Below are 15,154 nucleotides of genomic sequence, written 5' to 3'. Positions count from 1 at the left end.
TCAAAAAAATGTTTTGTTTTTGTACTAAATGTTTTTAAATTGGTATAAAAAAACACTTTTTGTTTCGAGCGAATACTCAAAAAATAAATGAATTATAGCATTTTACAGAAAATAATTGGTGATTTGGAAAACTTTGAAGCTGAAAAAGCATCTGGAGAAGTTTCGATGGAAGATTTTGTGGGCTTTCTGAATCAGAAATATTTGGGGCGAATACTAACTCCGCAACCTGTTGTTACGCCGCCCGAAAACGAAGAAAACAACATCGGTCAATTAGTAGCTTTTATGTACCGATATGCCAAAAGCTACATTAAAAAAGCTTTAGAAGAATCAACTATCTTGACTTTGGATGATTTTGGCTATTTAGCCGCTGTTTGGCAGTACGGAAATCTGACTAAAACGCAAGTGATAGAAAAGAACATCCATGAAAAAAATACTGGTATGGAGATTATCAAGAGGCTTATTGGTAATCAACTACTCGAACAATATGATGACGAACAAGATAAAAGAAGTAAACGCCTGAAAATTACACCGCTTGGGCAAGCAGAGCTTTTTAAGTCTTTTGACGGAATGTTGAAGGTGAGCAAGATAATTTCGGGGAAACTAAGCGATACAGAAAGGCTACAACTTTTCTATTTGCTCAATAAATTACACAATTTTCACAACCCGATTTTCTTGCAAGAAAAAGATACGAGTATTGATAATTTACTTAAGAAATACTTTTAAAAACGAAAGAGCCGCTCAATTTAAGCGGCTCTTTCGTTTTTTATCTGCTTGATTCCATCATGGCAAGTAGTTGGTCTAATTCATATTCCAAAACCTTACCTGTTTGTTTCAGCTTTCTTACGTCCTGTAACTCCACTCCATTACGAATGTAAGTTGGAGTAGTATTCAATGCAGGATTTCTATATCCTTCACGCATGAAGCGTTGAATCATCGTTTTGATTTGTTCAGTCGTATCTTTTTGTTCAACTTTAGTAGGTTCAACTTCGATGAAATTATTCGTTTCCTCGACTGGAATTTGCGTAGTACTTGCACTTCCACCTGATGCTGCTGTGGCAACGGCATGAGGAACTGAGGCCGTAACGGTATTTACTACTACTGTTGGACGCTTTACTTCTTCGGCAGCTGGTGGTGCTACTGGAGGCTCTGGTTCGGGAGCAACAATATCAAATCCTGCCGCTACGATGGTTACACGTACTTTTTTGCCCAAGTTTTTATCAATAGCAAAACCGTGTTTGAATAAACGTGCTTTACTTTGAATCTGACTTTCTACAAATTTCGTTACCAAAGTCTGGTCAGAAAGCTTGATTTTATGCTCTGGACTATATGCAATACTAACCAAAACTCTTTGAGCTCCGTTAATATCATTGCTTTCTAATAATGGAGACGAAAGGGCCAATTTGATAGCATCTTCGGCACGTTTATCTCCTTCTGCCTCGGCTGTTCCCATTACGGCTTGCCCCGCACCGCCTAAAACTTTCTTTACATCGGCAAAGTCAAGGTTAATGATACCTGGGCGAGTAATAAGCTCTGCAATACTTTTTACACCATTGGCCAAAACATCATCGGCTTTGGCATAGGCCTCTTCAATATCCATATCACCGAATTGTGCTTCTAATCGCTCATTTTTGATGATAAGTACTGTATCGCTACATTTTTTTAATTCTTCGATACCTGCACGGGCTTGTAAAATCTTATCTTCACCCTCAAAAGTGAATGGGTCGGTTACAACAGCCACCGTCAAGAGTTTCATTTCACGGGCAATACGTGCAATAACGGGTGCCGCTCCAGTACCTGTACCACCACCCATACCAGCCGTAATGAAAACCATTTCGGTTGGCTCTTTGAGCATTTCTCTGATTGCTTTTTCGCTTTCTTCGGCGGCTTTTTTACCCATTGCTGGTTCTGTTCCAGCTCCTAAGCCTTTAGTAAGCTCTATACCGATTTGTAAGCGTTTGATTTCGGGTGCTGCAGATTCGAGGGCCTGTTGGTCGGTATTACAAATAACTAAGCCAATATCACTCACACCCATATTGTGCATGTGTTTGACGGCGTTACAGCCAGCACCACCTACACCAATTACTTTAATTATATTTCTGAACTTATTCTTGGAAACGAGTTCGTAGTCTGGTTCTTCTGACATCGTGATGAAATTTTATAGATTAGGAAAAGCTGTTTTCTTTTTAAAATTAGTAATTAAATGATGATTTGCTAAAAATATTGCTGATAATCTCAATGAAAATCTATTTTTAACAAATCTCAAAGAATTCTATCAAGTGTAGCCCTTGTCGTCGCCTAAGTCAGATTTACCAGCCTGCATTTGACGTTTGAGCCATCCCAAAATACCCCCACTTTGTTGAGACTCTTCTGGTTGTGGAACTTCTACTTCTTTATGACGTCCTACATTTCGTCCTTCAAATCCATTTGTAGGGCTTGGAATTTGGCTTTCTGGAATCTCTCCCCAAATAACTTCTTGTGGAACTCGCTCATCTAAAGGTAAAAATCCTGATAAAACTAAGCCCACAACGGTTGCGTATTTAGGGTCAACGATTTTGCTTAGTGAGCTTTCGCCAATGTTACGCACCGTATTTCCAACCCTGATATTCATGCCGTTGGTTACTTGGTCGAACACATCTTTTATCATTCTGATATTAGCTGTTCCGCCAGTTAACACAACGCCGCTAATGAGTTGGCCGTCATAGCCCGAATGTATGATTTCGGCCATTGCCATGGCAGCAATCTCTTTTAGGCGTTCTTCGATGATAATACTTACGTTTTTAGCAACGATTTCTTTGTCAGGTAAGCCTTCAACCCCAGGGATTTTGATAATATCATTTTTGCCAACTTCATCAGGCGGAACATCGCCCATGATGAGTTTGAGCTTTTCGGCGTGGTCTGGCAAAATCTGGAAAGCCTTTACGAGGTCATTCGTAATACTTTTTCCTGCAAACGGAATCACCGAAATATGGCGTAAGCCACTTTCGTGAAAAATAGCTACTTCGGTTGTATCACCTCCAACGTTTACTACGGCAACGCCCAATTTTTTGTCAACTTCGCTCAAAACCGACATAGCATCGGCCAAAGGAGAAAAGAGCGTATGAACTATTTTTAGAGGTATAAAACGTTTATTATCTTGAATTTTTACTCCAACACTTTCAATAGTTTGTTGGAGAGCAATGTGCGGGTCGTTTGGTGTTGAAATCAAAAAGAAATTACCACCGAGCGTAACACCAAAGCGTCCAATTGGATTTTCGGGAACTAAAGAACGGTCAATGATAAATTCCTGCGGGAAAGTATGAATAATCACATTTCCTGCAGTTGGACGAAACGATTTACGAATATCAACCGCCAATTTTTCGATTTCTTCTTTGCGAATTGTCGTGCGGCTATCATTGCGGGTAATGAAGTTTTGGTGGGTTTTTCCTTCAACGTACTCGCCCGAAATATTAACAATGACGTTTTGAATATTGATGTCTGCCTTATCTGATAGTTTTGTAAGGATACGGTCGATGTCACGAGCCGTAAACTCTAAGTTTACAACCGTGCCATTAGATACACGTCCACGTTGGGTAGGTTCTTCAACCATATCAAGAATTTTCACTTTCCCGATGTGGTCCATAATCCCTGCCACGGCACAAATTTTCGTGCTACCAATATCAATACCTACTATTACACCTTTATTCATTCTTGTATTTTTTATAAGGCTTTTAGCAAAAAGAGAAGCTAAAAGTCACAGCCTTTATTTACAAACAATTTGCCCGTCGTACTTTACACTTACCGACGAAAAACTATCCCAACCTTTAACAGGCAGGATTTGATTATAAAAAATTTTTAATCTGTTTAATCTGTTTTCAATATTTGTTGGCTCTCCAAACTCAATAATATGGTTGCCAACTAACGGAACAATATTAATATCGCCATTTGTATCAATATCCAGTTGAGTGAATTGTGCCTTCAAAAAGGAATCCTCGTTGATAAAATTTATAAATTGTAGATTCTTTTCCTGACGTTTCGTTTTTAAACTTGACAAATTTCGGAAATATTCGCCCGAAAGCAATAAAATTCTTGCGGAATATCGGTCAGAGAGTGGAAAAAAACTTCCGTCGGCATCAACATACACATCTTCACGGCCATCTGGCATCAAAATTCGGGCAATTGGAATGTGCTGTTCGATGTCAACATTAAGCGTTCCTTCAACACCTCTAAAGACCTGACAGCTTTTAATTTGTCGATTTCGCAATACTCTTTGCTCTATCTCACGAAGGTCGATTTTCTCATAAAGTTTGCCCACGAGCTGGTCACTTCCGTTTCGAGTAACTAAGTTCTCAACGTCGTGTTTATTAAGAAAAAACTGTTCGTCGGCATTCTTAATATTTATCTCTATTTTTTTGCAACGATTCGAGGAAAAACTATCGGTCGAGAAGGCGATTAAGAGCATAATAGCACAAATTGCTACTACTCCCAATAGCACTTTGCCAATTTTACCGAAGTTAGTATTACGAAACATTTTTATAGGTATTAGGAAAATTTGTTATTTATCACTCATATTTGGTTACAGAGAAATCTGCTACTGTTTTATAAAAAACTAACAAATGGTAACAGATAACTAATCACTAACTCACAATTGCTTTAAAAAAGTATTCTGGTTGTCCAGTGTTTTAAATTCGTCCGCAAATTTAGGTTCTAAATCGTTTTTACAAAGGTTTTTTAGGCGTTCGATATCCTGATTCCAGCGATAACCATCGAAATATTCTAAACCTTTGTGGTCTCTGATTTTATACAAAGCCGATGATTTATAGGCGGTTCCGAGATAAACATGCTTTAATCCGTTTTCTTTTCCCCATTTAATTACTCGCCACATGAGCCATTTACCGAGCGAGTGGGTTCGCATATACTCTGTATCAAAAAAAGCAAACCAATAATGCAACATATCGCCTTCAAGAACCGCAAACACAAAACCGATTAATTTACCTTCGATGTTAAATCTGAAAATGTGTGTACCTGTTTCTCTCGATAAAATATACTGCCAACGCTCCATGCTCATGTTATCGTCTCCAATGCGTTGCGAAATGTATTCTTGACTAAGACTTACGAAATCGCTTGCATTCAAGTCGAAGTCTTCTTTCTTGATTACTTCCAGTTGAATATTAAGCGGTTCGACCAAACGATTTACTCGGCGATTCTCGGAAGTATCATCAAATCTATCAAGGTCAACTCTTAGACTACGAGCTAAGTAAAAAGTATCTCCTTCGATGCTCAAATTTCCTGTATAAGGCAAAAACCCTTTTTCATAGATTTCGGGCAATTCGCTTTGTGATTCTTTCAAGCAATAAATTGCATAATCGAATGTGTATGTCGAATAATCTACTCTATTTTCAGAAAAAAAAATCTTCATAATTTCTTAGATAAAACAACCGAACGCTATTGTCAGTGGACTATTGACCGTTAATAATTTTCAGTACTTCTGAGGCAATTTCTTTACCCGCGTTGGGTTTTGCCAAAGTTTTGATATTTTGACTCAACTGCTGCATTTCGGCTTTATTATCAGCCAGCTTTATTACATCATCTACCAAAATATCTCTTGCTTCAGCGTCTTTTACTAACCAAGCAGCTTTTACATTGACCAAACTCATGGCATTTTGGGTTTGGTGGTCTTCGGCTGCAGTTGGTAGAGGCACTAAAATTGAAGGCTTTTCGGCCAAACAAAGTTCCGATACCGACAAAGCTCCTGCACGAGAAACAACCAAATCGGCGGCAGCGTAGGCTAAATCCATTTCATAAATAAAGTCCGAAACAAAAACTCGCTGCGTTTGAAGCGATTCAACCGCTTGTTTTGCTTTATCAATGAATAATTTGCCCGTTTGCCAAATAACCTGTAAATCGTTTGAGATTAAATCATTCAAACCCGCAAAAATAGCCTCGTTTATGGTTCTTGCACCTTGGCTTCCACCAATCACTAAAAGTGTTTTGCGTTCGGGGTCAAGGCCGAAATGTTTGAATGCTTGCTCTCTTTTCGAGGCGGTTTCTAAAATATCTTTCCTTACTGGATTTCCTGTCATGACAATTTTTTCTTTCGGAAAAAACTGCTCCATATTAGGGTATGCTACGCAAATTTTTTGAGCTTTTTTCGCTACAAACTTATTCGTTACACCCGCAAAAGAGTTTTGTTCTTGAATAAGCGTGGGGACACCTAAAAAGTTAGCCATTATGAGCGTTGGTCCACTTGCATAACCACCCACACCGATAGCTACATCGGGTTTGAAGTCTTTAATGACTCTGTAAGTTTTCCAGAGGCTTTTTATCAGCTTTATAGGTAAGCCCAAATTGGCCAACATATTGGAGCGATTAATGCCCGCAATTGGTAAGCCAATAATTTTGTACCCTGCTTTTGGCACTTTTTCCATTTCCATTTTACCTTCTGCTCCAACAAAAAGGATTTCGTTGGTAGAATCAATGGCTTTTAGCTCGTTTGCAATCGCAACCGCTGGATAAATGTGTCCGCCAGTACCGCCGCCGCTGATAATAATTTTTTTCATAAAACACCCCTCCGCCCCTAAAGGGGAACTTTTTATTTGTTTTGAGCCACAAGTGGCTTGTTATTTAGAATTAAAGACTGATTTTTAGGCATTTAATGCTTTCTCATCATATTCTTCTTTACTTACACTCAACACAATACCGATAGCTACTGCTGTAAATAAAATAGATGTTCCTCCCATACTCATCAGTGGTAATGTTTGACCCGTAACTGGCCCCAAACCCACATTGATAAACATGTGAATGAATGCTTGAAATACAATACTGAAAGTAAGTCCGACGCACAATAGTCCTCCGAAAGCCCGTTGGGTATTGCTTACGTTTTTCAGCCCTCGATATAAGAGCCAAAGATACAAACCCATCACGAAAATCGCACCTATCATACCGTATTCTTCTACAATAATGGCGTAGATATAGTCAGAAAAAGCTTCTGGCAAATAGTTACGTTGAAAACTATTACCCGGCCCAATGCCAATTGCTCCACCACGAGCAATTGCAATCATGGCTTGTTCTTTCTGAAAGCTATCATCACGGTCAGGATTTCCTATGACCTTATCTCTGTTTATATCAATGTTAGCAAATGCCTCAATACGCTCCAACACAACTTGTCCACGACCAAACTCCACGCCTCTTGAATATAAGTAGATACTGATACTCATCACTACGACCAATGCCCCAATGACAGCAAACACCATTCGGAACAAATATCGGCTTGGTACACGACCCATATACATTATCAGAAAGCAGGTAACGCCCAAGATAATAGCAGTTGAAAAGTTAGTGATAGCCAGCATCCCACAAAGTAAACCACACCAAAATATGAGGCCCATGAGTGTTTTTTGGGTATATTCTACATTCTGACGGCGAGCCAGCATGGCCGCAAGATTAGTGATAAGTACCAAACGAACCAAGTCAGAAGACTGAAACGAAATTCCAAAAAGGCTAATCCAACGTTTTGTACCTCCAACGGTTGTACCGAATAGATAAGTATAAAGTAGTAAGAAGGGGGTTATCCAAAGTAGAATTTTAGAGATTCCAGCGTATTTAGTGTAGTCAATGCGATGTATAACCCAAATAACAACTAAGCCAAGAAGTAGGTGGGCGGTATGAGTAAGCAGATAACTTTCAGTGTTTCCGCCTGCTTTTTTGTAGGCGAGAGCAGAACTGGCACTATAAACGACCAGCATACTGAATAAAGATAGAAGCACGATGATGAACCAGATTTGCCAGTCACCACGTAATTTGTCTTTCAACCACGTTTCCATGATTTTGCTTTGGCAGCACGAGTCCGCCGATTAAGATTATAAGGAATAAGCACGATTATGGTTTTAAATATCAGACAAGTCTTTGTCTAAATTTAAAACTCGTAACAAATGTAAATTATTTCAAAAAGAAAGAAAAGAAAAATTTGAGATTTTTATTTTAGGGCTTTTAAGCGGTATGTTTTTCATAAAGAACTATTGTTTTTTTAGTTTTTAGCAGAATTTTATTTGGTTTGACTGTTTAAATTGGTAAATACTTTTAATAAATATTATCCACCGAAAATGCTAATTCTCATTAAAAATAGCTGTTTTATGCTCAGATATAGAAAAAGTTTTTTATTAATTTTGACTTTTACACTTTATTCAAAACTTAACCAATGCTCATCAATAAACCAATATTCCGACAAACCTTTTTAGGATTACTAACGATTGTATTTCTCTCAACTCATATACACGCCCAGACTAAGTCTGAGCTTTTTACTCAAGAAATTGCCGAAAAGTTATCGGCTATGCCCTTGCATTGTATCACGCAAGAGTTTCCGAACAAAACAGGTCATAGCTCAGATGCGGCAGAAGACCACAAGTTATTGCCATCTCAATTACACCCAAGTTTCTATGGCTGCCTCGATTGGCATTCGAGTGTGCATGGGCATTGGATGTTGACGAAATTATTGAAAGTTTTCCCGAATATAAAAGACAAAGAAAAGATTGTAGGTGTTTTGGATAGTAGTTTTATGCCCGAGAAAATCAAAACGGAAGCGGAGTATTTTACGAAATACAAAACCACCGTGACGTTTGAGCGAACTTATGGATGGGCTTGGGTTTTAAAGTTGGACCAAGAATTATTAACATGGAACGACCCCTTGGCAAAAAAATGGCATCAGAATCTTCAACCATTAACTAAGGAAATCGTTAGACTTTGGACAGCCTTTTTACCTAAACAAACATACCCGAATCGTACGGGTGTACACCCAAATACAGCTTTTGGGTTAGTATTTGCTTTAGATTGGGCAAGGGCAACTAAAAATGTGGAGTTTGAAAAAGCAATCATCGAAAAGGCCAATCAGTTTTACAAAGGGCAAACAAATGCTCCTGCGTATTTAGAACCAGATGGCTCTGATTTTCTTTCACCGAATCTTGAGATTGCCGATTTAATGCGGAGAATTATGCCACCAAAAGAGTTTGAGGTTTGGTTTAAAGGTTTTCTCGAACCAAAATCTATTCAAAATTTACTACAACAGCCAGTTGTGAGTGACCGAAAAGATTACCAAATTGTTCACCTTGATGGTCTTAGTATAAGCAGAGCATGGTGTTTTAAAGGAATTGCCTCAGCATTGCCGAAAACTAGCCCGCTAAAAGCCAAATTTGAGCAAACTTCAAATGCTTTTCTAAAAAATGCCCTTCCGAACGTGACTTCGGGTAATTATGGTGGCGACCATTGGTTGGCTTCGTTTGCCGTTTATGCAATTTTTGATTAATCGTAGAGCCTTAATTTATATTAAAAAGCCAAATCAAATGAATGCTTTTGTTCATCTGATTTGGCTTTTTAATATAAATTACAAGGCTATTTTTCAGTTAATCGTGCTTTGTTGGCTGCTTTAACAACCAAGAAAATAACCCAAGCCACAATCAAGAACTGAATAACGATTTGGATGAAGTTTCCATACATGATGTTTACTGGATAAACGCCTTTTTCGTCGGGCTGGCCCAAGTGGAGGGCAAGACTTTTGAAATCGACACCTGCCAGAAAATACCCGACAACAGGCATAATTATATCATCAACCAATGATGTAGTGATTTTTCCAAATGCCCCACCAATGATTACACCAACGGCTAAGTCAAGGACGTTACCTTGTGAGATAAATGTTTTGAATTCTTTTAGCATTGTTTTAAAAGGTTTAAGTGTAAGTGAATGAAAAATCTAAGCTAAATTATATTAAAGATTAAATACAAATCCTGCCGCAAAACCTTCACTTATTTGGAATTTTTTAACAATATCTGCGTCATAAACACCTAATAGTGTGAGATTTATATTCAAATATTTATTCACTTTAGCAGTTGTGATGAGCATTACGTTATGGTCCATTGGTTTTGTTTTTGGAGCATAGGCCACAAAACCTTGATAACGCCATTTTAAATTTACGTTTTTGGCAATGTCTTTATCAAATGCCGCAACAACCTGAAAACCCATTTCGTTTAAAACTTTACCTTTTTCGGTGCCATAAGAGCGTTTGATTACTTTACCGTCTTCGGTTACGTCTTTAGCGGTATTAGTGAATACTTCGTCGTTGCTCACAAATGTTTGGCGAAGTGTAGCACCACCTAATTGTACGACAAAGTATTTCTTAGGTTTCCATTCAAGACCAACGCCTTCAGATAGAAAAGCAGGAGCAAACAAGGTTGAAATCTTTTTGCCTTTCACGCCTTTAGCATCATAAGCAAATCCTGATGCAAACTGAGAAAGAAAGTTGATACCAGCAAACCAGTTGACGGTAGGAGAGAGCTTGCTTGCATATTTGTTATCAATAAAGATACGGTCTAAACTTTTACGAGCATCTTGCCCTTTGAATTTCTGAGTACCATATTGTAACTGAATATCAGAGGTAAATACGCCTTTTTTCTTGTGATAAACAGCTTTATTGTTGAAATAAATACCAACGCCAATATTTCCAACGCCACCTTGAGTTTCAGCCCAAGCATCATTGAAACTTGATTGTGAAAAATTAATACCAAATTGTGTACTGCGTGGGTCCCACCAACCCACACGAAGCGAATCTTCGAGGTTTTTTGGTGCTTCTTGAGCAAAAGTAAATGCAGCAAAAGATAAATAACAGATTGTTAAGAAAACCTTTTTCATTACAAAATAGGAGTTTAGTTAATGATTTGTTTAACTACTGATTTGAAATAAATAATTAAAATTTCAGAATATCGAACCATCAACACTAAGAGATGTGACAGTAATTTTAAGACTTTGGGAAGAAACAATAGTAACAGCAGAAAGGAGAAATTTAAAAAAATGACCCCATTCGAAATAAACACTCAAATGGGGTCATTTTGTATTATTCAAAAACCGTAACGGTTTTCGATTGTAAAACCTGTAACGGAAATATTGTTTTTGAATCTTCAGTTTTTAGCGTAATTGTTGTATTATCCATTGCAATTATTTCGCCTTTTATACCATCAATTGCTATAATCTGACCTTCTTTGTAGCGGTTTTTGCTGTAAAACGAAGAAATGATATTTAACAAAATCTCTTTAGAGGCAAAGCCGTAGCCAATCGCAAAGGCAAAGATGATTCCGCCAACTAAGAGGTTAAAACTCGATTCCAAAAGACTTGTATTGATACCCACTTGTGCTACTGACTGAATCACGAAGATTATCAACAAGAAAAAGAAAATAGCTGTTCCGATGAGTTTTCCTGCCGCAATATTGAACGATTTACAGAGCGTAACCACAAAGTTTTTAAGTGCATCGGCCAAAAATACTCCTGCCGAAAGCATCAAAGCAGAAGAAATAAGTTTAGGAATAAATTCTACTAAAAGCTTCACCATATCCGAAATCGCAGGCACGCCAAGCGTATCGGCAGCTGGACGGAGCATGAAAATAAGGATAAAATAATAAAGTGTTTTGGATATAATCGAACTTAACTTAATATCCATTTTTAAGCTCTTGATGGCGTCAATTTCATTGAGTTTATCGCCAACTTTATCTGCTCCTACTTGTTCGAGCATTTTTTTTGTTACGGCAGCCACCATTTTGGCAACTCCCCAGCCAATTAATAAAATAATTACCGCACCTATCAGATTATAGAAAAATGTCATGAAACTTCTAATCATGTCATTGAAAGTTGCCAATAATGTATCAGTAAAGCTTAACGTCGGTTTCATGTATTTTTTGATTTTAAAAGGGTTTTATTGGTTACTCAATTATCTTTTGGTTCTAATTCCTGTAAGAGTTTTACTCCTGCCACCATTGTTTCGCCCAAAAACATTTGTACGATTTGCATGGCGTCCCGAATGGCATCAATTTCGGCCGTTAGCATGCCTTTCAGATGCTCCGGAGCGGTTGCATTCTCATCGAAATCTTCCATTGTTGTTATTTAAGTATAAGTTTAAGGTATTTGTTATTTTTTCCAGAACCAAATGGCCTTGGCGATGATAATTAAGAAGAAAACAATATTTTCTGTGTAAATCTTTCTTAATTTCTCTTTCGTACGCATCAGACGCATTTTTACAGCACTTTCGCTGATATTGAAAGTGTCGGCGATTTCTTTGATACTAAAATCGTCTTGATACTTCATCAATAAGATGGCACGTTCATCAGGGTCGATTTTCTGCAAGGCTTTTTTCAAGTCTTGTGCCTGAATTTCGACTAATTCAGAGTCGTCTTCTTCTTGTTCGAGGTCAAAGTTTTCGTCGAGAGCAGTTTCGGCTTGTTTTTTCACAACCCTCATTTGGTCCATACAATAATTGTAGGTAATCGAATACAGCCAAGTCGAAAACTTAGCTTGTTCTTTAAAACTACCAATTTTCAGAACCAAACGCAAAAATATATCGTGCGTGAAATCTTCGGCTTGAGCTTCGTTTTTTACAAAGGAAAGACACTTCCTGTAAACTTTATCAACGTAACGGTCGTAGAGTTCTTCAAAATAAAGATTTCGTTGGGTTTCGACATACAGCCGCACCAACTCCTCATCAGGTGTATTTTTAAATGCTTTATTTTTCAATTTTGACCAAGTGGTTAGCAAAAAGTAACACGATTACGTGCTTTTTCTTTATGGAATAATCTGAGCAATTCTTATACCATAATCATAGAAATTTACGGTTGCTTAGGGAAAAACCAAAGTGTATGTTCGTTTTCTGAACGAACGGATACATTATTACGAAATTTTTTGATTATGCTTGTCAAATATTGGCTTTTTTCGACAAAAAGACAAATTTCAAATAAAATTTAATAGTATGCTTGCATAATATTATTTCTTTTTTTTACTAACTTTCGGAATCTTTTAAACCTTACATTTCAAAAAAATAAAAACATGACAGCGAAAGAATATTTACAGAACACAGCTTCGAGACTCACAGCAGCAGATATTGATGGCGTAGCAACTACATTACATTTTGATTTTGGTGGAGGGGCTGATTACTCAATGGTTGTGGCTGATGGAAAAGCTGAGTTTGTGGAAGGTTTTGTAGGAACAGCCGAGTGTGTTGTGAAAGCAGATGCCGATGATTTTGTGAAAATTGCAACTGGAGATATGAATCCGATGATGGCCATGATGATGGGAAAACTAAAACTATCAAACCCTGGTGCCATGATGAAATATGCTAAAATGTTGGGGTTGATGTAACCCCCAGCCCCTAAAGGGGAGCTACTACTACTACTACGATATTTTTAATTAAATAATAAAGTCCCTTTTGGGCGGTCCGACGTATCGGTTTAGGATTATGGCAAAGAACTATTTCAATAAAAGAAACGTGGACTTCTTGCTTTATGAAGTTCATGAGGCAGAAACGCTGACGCAACACGCTCGCTATGCCGACCACAACAAAGAGACATTCGATATGACGATTGATGCAGCAACGCAAATTGCTGATAATCTGATGTTTCCGTTTGTGAAAGATGTCGATAAAAATCAACCCGAACTCAAAGATGGAAAAGTAACGGTTCATCCAGCCATCAAAGATTACTTAAAAGCTCTCGGAGAATCGGGGCTTATCGGTGCTGACTTTGATTATGAAAATGGTGGAGCTCAGATGCCGGTAACGGTGACGAGTATTCTGGGGTATATCTTGATGTCAGCCAATAATGGAATGATGTTTACTGGCCTTACGGCGGGAGCGGCTCGTTTGATTGCCAGTTTTGGTTCGCAAGAATTGAAAGATACTTATATTCCGAATATGATTTCGGGAAAATGGCAAGGTACAATGTGCCTAACCGAGCCACAAGCGGGAAGTTCGTTATCTGATATTACTTCCACAGCCGAACCTTTGGAAGATGGAACGTATAAGATTCGTGGACAAAAAGTGTTTATTTCGGCGGGTGACCACGATGCTACTGATAATGTGATACATTTATTCATTGGTCGTATCAAAGGTGCTCCACTTGGCACGAAGGGTATTTCGTTATTTGTAATTCCAAAATATCGCATAGATGGCACTGATAATGATGTGACTTCGATGGGAATTTACCATAAATTAGGCCAAAAAGGCGTTCCTGCCATGCACTTGGGCTTTGGTGATAAAAACGATGATTGTATCGGATATTTGGTTGGAGAACCAAATAAAGGCTTGAATTATATGTTTCAGATGATGAATGAGGCTCGTATAGGCGTAGGTATCACGGGAGCGTCTATCGCATCAGCTGCTTATTATGCGGCACTTGAGTACGCAAAAGAGCGTCCACAAAGCCGTCGATTGAATCAGAAACACGCACTTGATGCTCCACAGATTCAGATTATTCAGCACCCAGATGTGAAACGAATGTTATTGTTTCAGAAAGCCGTTGTTGAAGGTTCATTGTCGCTTTTGCTCGAAACTTCAAAATATTTCGACCTTTCGGAAGCATCTGACGACCCAGAAGAAAAAGAAAAGGCTCATTTGATGCTTGAATTACTGACACCAATTGCCAAAACTTTCCCTTGTGAATACGGTATGAAAGCAATCAGTGATGCCGTTCAATGTTTTGGTGGTTATGGTTTTACGGAAGATTTTCCTGTAGAACAATACTACCGAGATATTCGTATCACTCCAATTTATGAAGGAACAACGGGCATTCAATCGCAAGATTTACTGGGCCGAAAAGTGCCGATGGCAGGAGGGAAGGCAACTATGCTTCTCGCCCAAGAAGTTGGTAAAACCGTAATGGCGGCTTTGCAATATGATGAATTGAAGCGTTATGCACTTTCGCTAAAAGAAGAAGGCGAACGCCTACAAAAAGTGACCATGCACTTGCTGGGAATTGCTGGAACGGGCGATGTTGAGCGTTTCTTATCAGATGCGACACTATACATGGAAATGTTTAGCTTAAATGTAGTAGCTTGGCAATGGCTGAAACAGGCAGTTGTGGCCAAACAGAAGTTAATAGTTTCGTCGGATAATGCTGATGATGTTGAGTTTTATGAAAGTAAAATTCATACGATGAAGTATTTCTTCCACTACGAGATTCCGAAAACGCAAGGTTTAGCTACCCGATTGATGGACGAAGAAGTGTTGACGATTATGACTGAGAAGGAAGTTGTGATGTAATTGGTGATTGGTTTACTGGTTATTTGTGACTGGTTAAAACCATAAAAGTAAAAACCCCCGAAATAGAAATTCTACTTCGGGGGTTTCTGTTTTACAGGCAACTATTTTTGAGTT

Annotated in this window: 15 protein-coding genes; 4 read left to right on the top strand and 11 right to left on the bottom strand. The window is 38.3% G+C overall.

The window, feature by feature from the left end; translation table 11 throughout:
• Window positions 1–87 precede the first annotated feature (87 nt).
• Complete coding sequence (locus IEX65_RS16230) at window positions 88–723, top strand: MarR family winged helix-turn-helix transcriptional regulator (RefSeq protein WP_188767321.1); 636 nt, start codon at window positions 88–90, stop codon at window positions 721–723.
• 40 nt (window positions 724–763) lie between these two features.
• On the opposite strand, the gene ftsZ is transcribed toward IEX65_RS16230, so the two are convergent.
• From ftsZ to IEX65_RS16200, 6 genes are all read right to left on the bottom strand, one after another.
• Complete coding sequence (gene ftsZ / locus IEX65_RS16225; protein WP_188767319.1) at window positions 764–2,143, bottom strand: cell division protein FtsZ; 1,380 nt, start codon at window positions 2,141–2,143, stop codon at window positions 764–766.
• A 129-nt stretch (window positions 2,144–2,272) separates the two neighbouring features.
• Entirely contained in the window at window positions 2,273–3,685 is a 1,413-nt protein-coding gene (gene ftsA, locus IEX65_RS16220; protein WP_188767317.1) for a cell division protein FtsA, read from the bottom strand.
• 54 nt (window positions 3,686–3,739) lie between these two features.
• A complete protein-coding gene (locus tag IEX65_RS16215) occupies window positions 3,740–4,507 on the bottom strand; it encodes a cell division protein FtsQ/DivIB (protein WP_188767315.1) in 768 nt (255 codons plus the stop codon).
• 111 nt (window positions 4,508–4,618) lie between these two features.
• Window positions 4,619–5,395, bottom strand: a complete 777-nt coding sequence (locus IEX65_RS16210) for a GNAT family N-acetyltransferase (protein WP_188767313.1) — start codon at window positions 5,393–5,395, stop codon at window positions 4,619–4,621.
• Window positions 5,396–5,435: 40 nt separating this feature from the next.
• Complete coding sequence (murG, locus tag IEX65_RS16205) at window positions 5,436–6,536, bottom strand: undecaprenyldiphospho-muramoylpentapeptide beta-N-acetylglucosaminyltransferase (protein ID WP_188767311.1); 1,101 nt, start codon at window positions 6,534–6,536, stop codon at window positions 5,436–5,438.
• Window positions 6,537–6,620: 84 nt separating this feature from the next.
• On the bottom strand, window positions 6,621–7,799 hold the full coding sequence (locus tag IEX65_RS16200; RefSeq protein ID WP_188767309.1) for an FtsW/RodA/SpoVE family cell cycle protein: 1,179 nt from the start codon (window positions 7,797–7,799) through the stop codon (window positions 6,621–6,623).
• 374 nt (window positions 7,800–8,173) lie between these two features.
• On the opposite strand from IEX65_RS16200, the gene IEX65_RS16195 reads away from it, so the two are divergent.
• Window positions 8,174–9,274, top strand: coding sequence for a DUF2891 domain-containing protein (locus IEX65_RS16195; RefSeq protein WP_188767307.1), 1,101 nt, complete (start codon window positions 8,174–8,176; stop codon window positions 9,272–9,274).
• Between the two features lie 86 nt (window positions 9,275–9,360).
• Here IEX65_RS16195 and mscL read toward each other — a convergent pair whose 3' ends face one another.
• The 5 genes from mscL to IEX65_RS16170 form a co-directional block, all read right to left on the bottom strand.
• A complete protein-coding gene (gene mscL / locus IEX65_RS16190; protein WP_188767305.1) occupies window positions 9,361–9,681 on the bottom strand; it encodes a large conductance mechanosensitive channel protein MscL in 321 nt (106 codons plus the stop codon).
• A 51-nt stretch (window positions 9,682–9,732) separates the two neighbouring features.
• Window positions 9,733–10,653, bottom strand: coding sequence for a DUF3078 domain-containing protein (locus tag IEX65_RS16185; protein ID WP_188767303.1), 921 nt, complete (start codon window positions 10,651–10,653; stop codon window positions 9,733–9,735).
• Window positions 10,654–10,855: 202 nt separating this feature from the next.
• Entirely contained in the window at window positions 10,856–11,683 is an 828-nt protein-coding gene (locus tag IEX65_RS16180) for a mechanosensitive ion channel family protein (RefSeq protein ID WP_188767301.1), read from the bottom strand.
• 35 nt (window positions 11,684–11,718) lie between these two features.
• The gene (locus IEX65_RS16175) at window positions 11,719–11,886 is read right to left on the bottom strand and encodes a hypothetical protein (protein WP_188767298.1); all 168 of its coding nucleotides are present in this window, start codon (window positions 11,884–11,886) and stop codon (window positions 11,719–11,721) included.
• Window positions 11,887–11,919: 33 nt separating this feature from the next.
• The gene (locus IEX65_RS16170; RefSeq protein WP_188767296.1) at window positions 11,920–12,522 is read right to left on the bottom strand and encodes an RNA polymerase sigma factor; all 603 of its coding nucleotides are present in this window, start codon (window positions 12,520–12,522) and stop codon (window positions 11,920–11,922) included.
• A 309-nt stretch (window positions 12,523–12,831) separates the two neighbouring features.
• Here IEX65_RS16170 and IEX65_RS16165 point away from each other — a divergent pair, with 309 nt between their 5' ends.
• Window positions 12,832–13,143, top strand: a complete 312-nt coding sequence (locus IEX65_RS16165; RefSeq protein WP_188767295.1) for an SCP2 sterol-binding domain-containing protein — start codon at window positions 12,832–12,834, stop codon at window positions 13,141–13,143.
• A gap of 97 nt (window positions 13,144–13,240) precedes the next feature.
• Window positions 13,241–15,040, top strand: a complete 1,800-nt coding sequence (locus IEX65_RS16160; protein WP_188767293.1) for an acyl-CoA dehydrogenase — start codon at window positions 13,241–13,243, stop codon at window positions 15,038–15,040.
• Window positions 15,041–15,154: the final 114 nt, after the last annotated feature.

The sequence above is a fragment of the Emticicia aquatilis genome (genome assembly GCF_014644295.1).
Taxonomy (GTDB): Bacteria; Bacteroidota; Bacteroidia; order Cytophagales; family Spirosomataceae; genus Emticicia; species Emticicia aquatilis.
Note: the sequence above shows the minus strand (reverse complement) of the source record. Positions and strands in the feature narration are given on the sequence as shown.

Coding starts and splice junctions, on each gene's coding strand:
- IEX65_RS16230 (WP_188767321.1), top strand. CDS start 88: ATGAATTATAGCATTTTACAGAAAATAATTGGTGATTTGGAAAACTTT.
- ftsZ (WP_188767319.1), bottom strand. CDS start 2,143: ATGTCAGAAGAACCAGACTACGAACTCGTTTCCAAGAATAAGTTCAGA.
- ftsA (WP_188767317.1), bottom strand. CDS start 3,685: ATGAATAAAGGTGTAATAGTAGGTATTGATATTGGTAGCACGAAAATT.
- IEX65_RS16215 (WP_188767315.1), bottom strand. CDS start 4,507: ATGTTTCGTAATACTAACTTCGGTAAAATTGGCAAAGTGCTATTGGGA.
- IEX65_RS16210 (WP_188767313.1), bottom strand. CDS start 5,395: ATGAAGATTTTTTTTTCTGAAAATAGAGTAGATTATTCGACATACACA.
- murG (WP_188767311.1), bottom strand. CDS start 6,536: ATGAAAAAAATTATTATCAGCGGCGGCGGTACTGGCGGACACATTTAT.
- IEX65_RS16200 (WP_188767309.1), bottom strand. CDS start 7,799: ATGGAAACGTGGTTGAAAGACAAATTACGTGGTGACTGGCAAATCTGG.
- IEX65_RS16195 (WP_188767307.1), top strand. CDS start 8,174: ATGCTCATCAATAAACCAATATTCCGACAAACCTTTTTAGGATTACTA.
- mscL (WP_188767305.1), bottom strand. CDS start 9,681: ATGCTAAAAGAATTCAAAACATTTATCTCACAAGGTAACGTCCTTGAC.
- IEX65_RS16185 (WP_188767303.1), bottom strand. CDS start 10,653: ATGAAAAAGGTTTTCTTAACAATCTGTTATTTATCTTTTGCTGCATTT.
- IEX65_RS16180 (WP_188767301.1), bottom strand. CDS start 11,683: ATGAAACCGACGTTAAGCTTTACTGATACATTATTGGCAACTTTCAAT.
- IEX65_RS16175 (WP_188767298.1), bottom strand. CDS start 11,886: ATGGAAGATTTCGATGAGAATGCAACCGCTCCGGAGCATCTGAAAGGC.
- IEX65_RS16165 (WP_188767295.1), top strand. CDS start 12,832: ATGACAGCGAAAGAATATTTACAGAACACAGCTTCGAGACTCACAGCA.
- IEX65_RS16160 (WP_188767293.1), top strand. CDS start 13,241: ATGGCAAAGAACTATTTCAATAAAAGAAACGTGGACTTCTTGCTTTAT.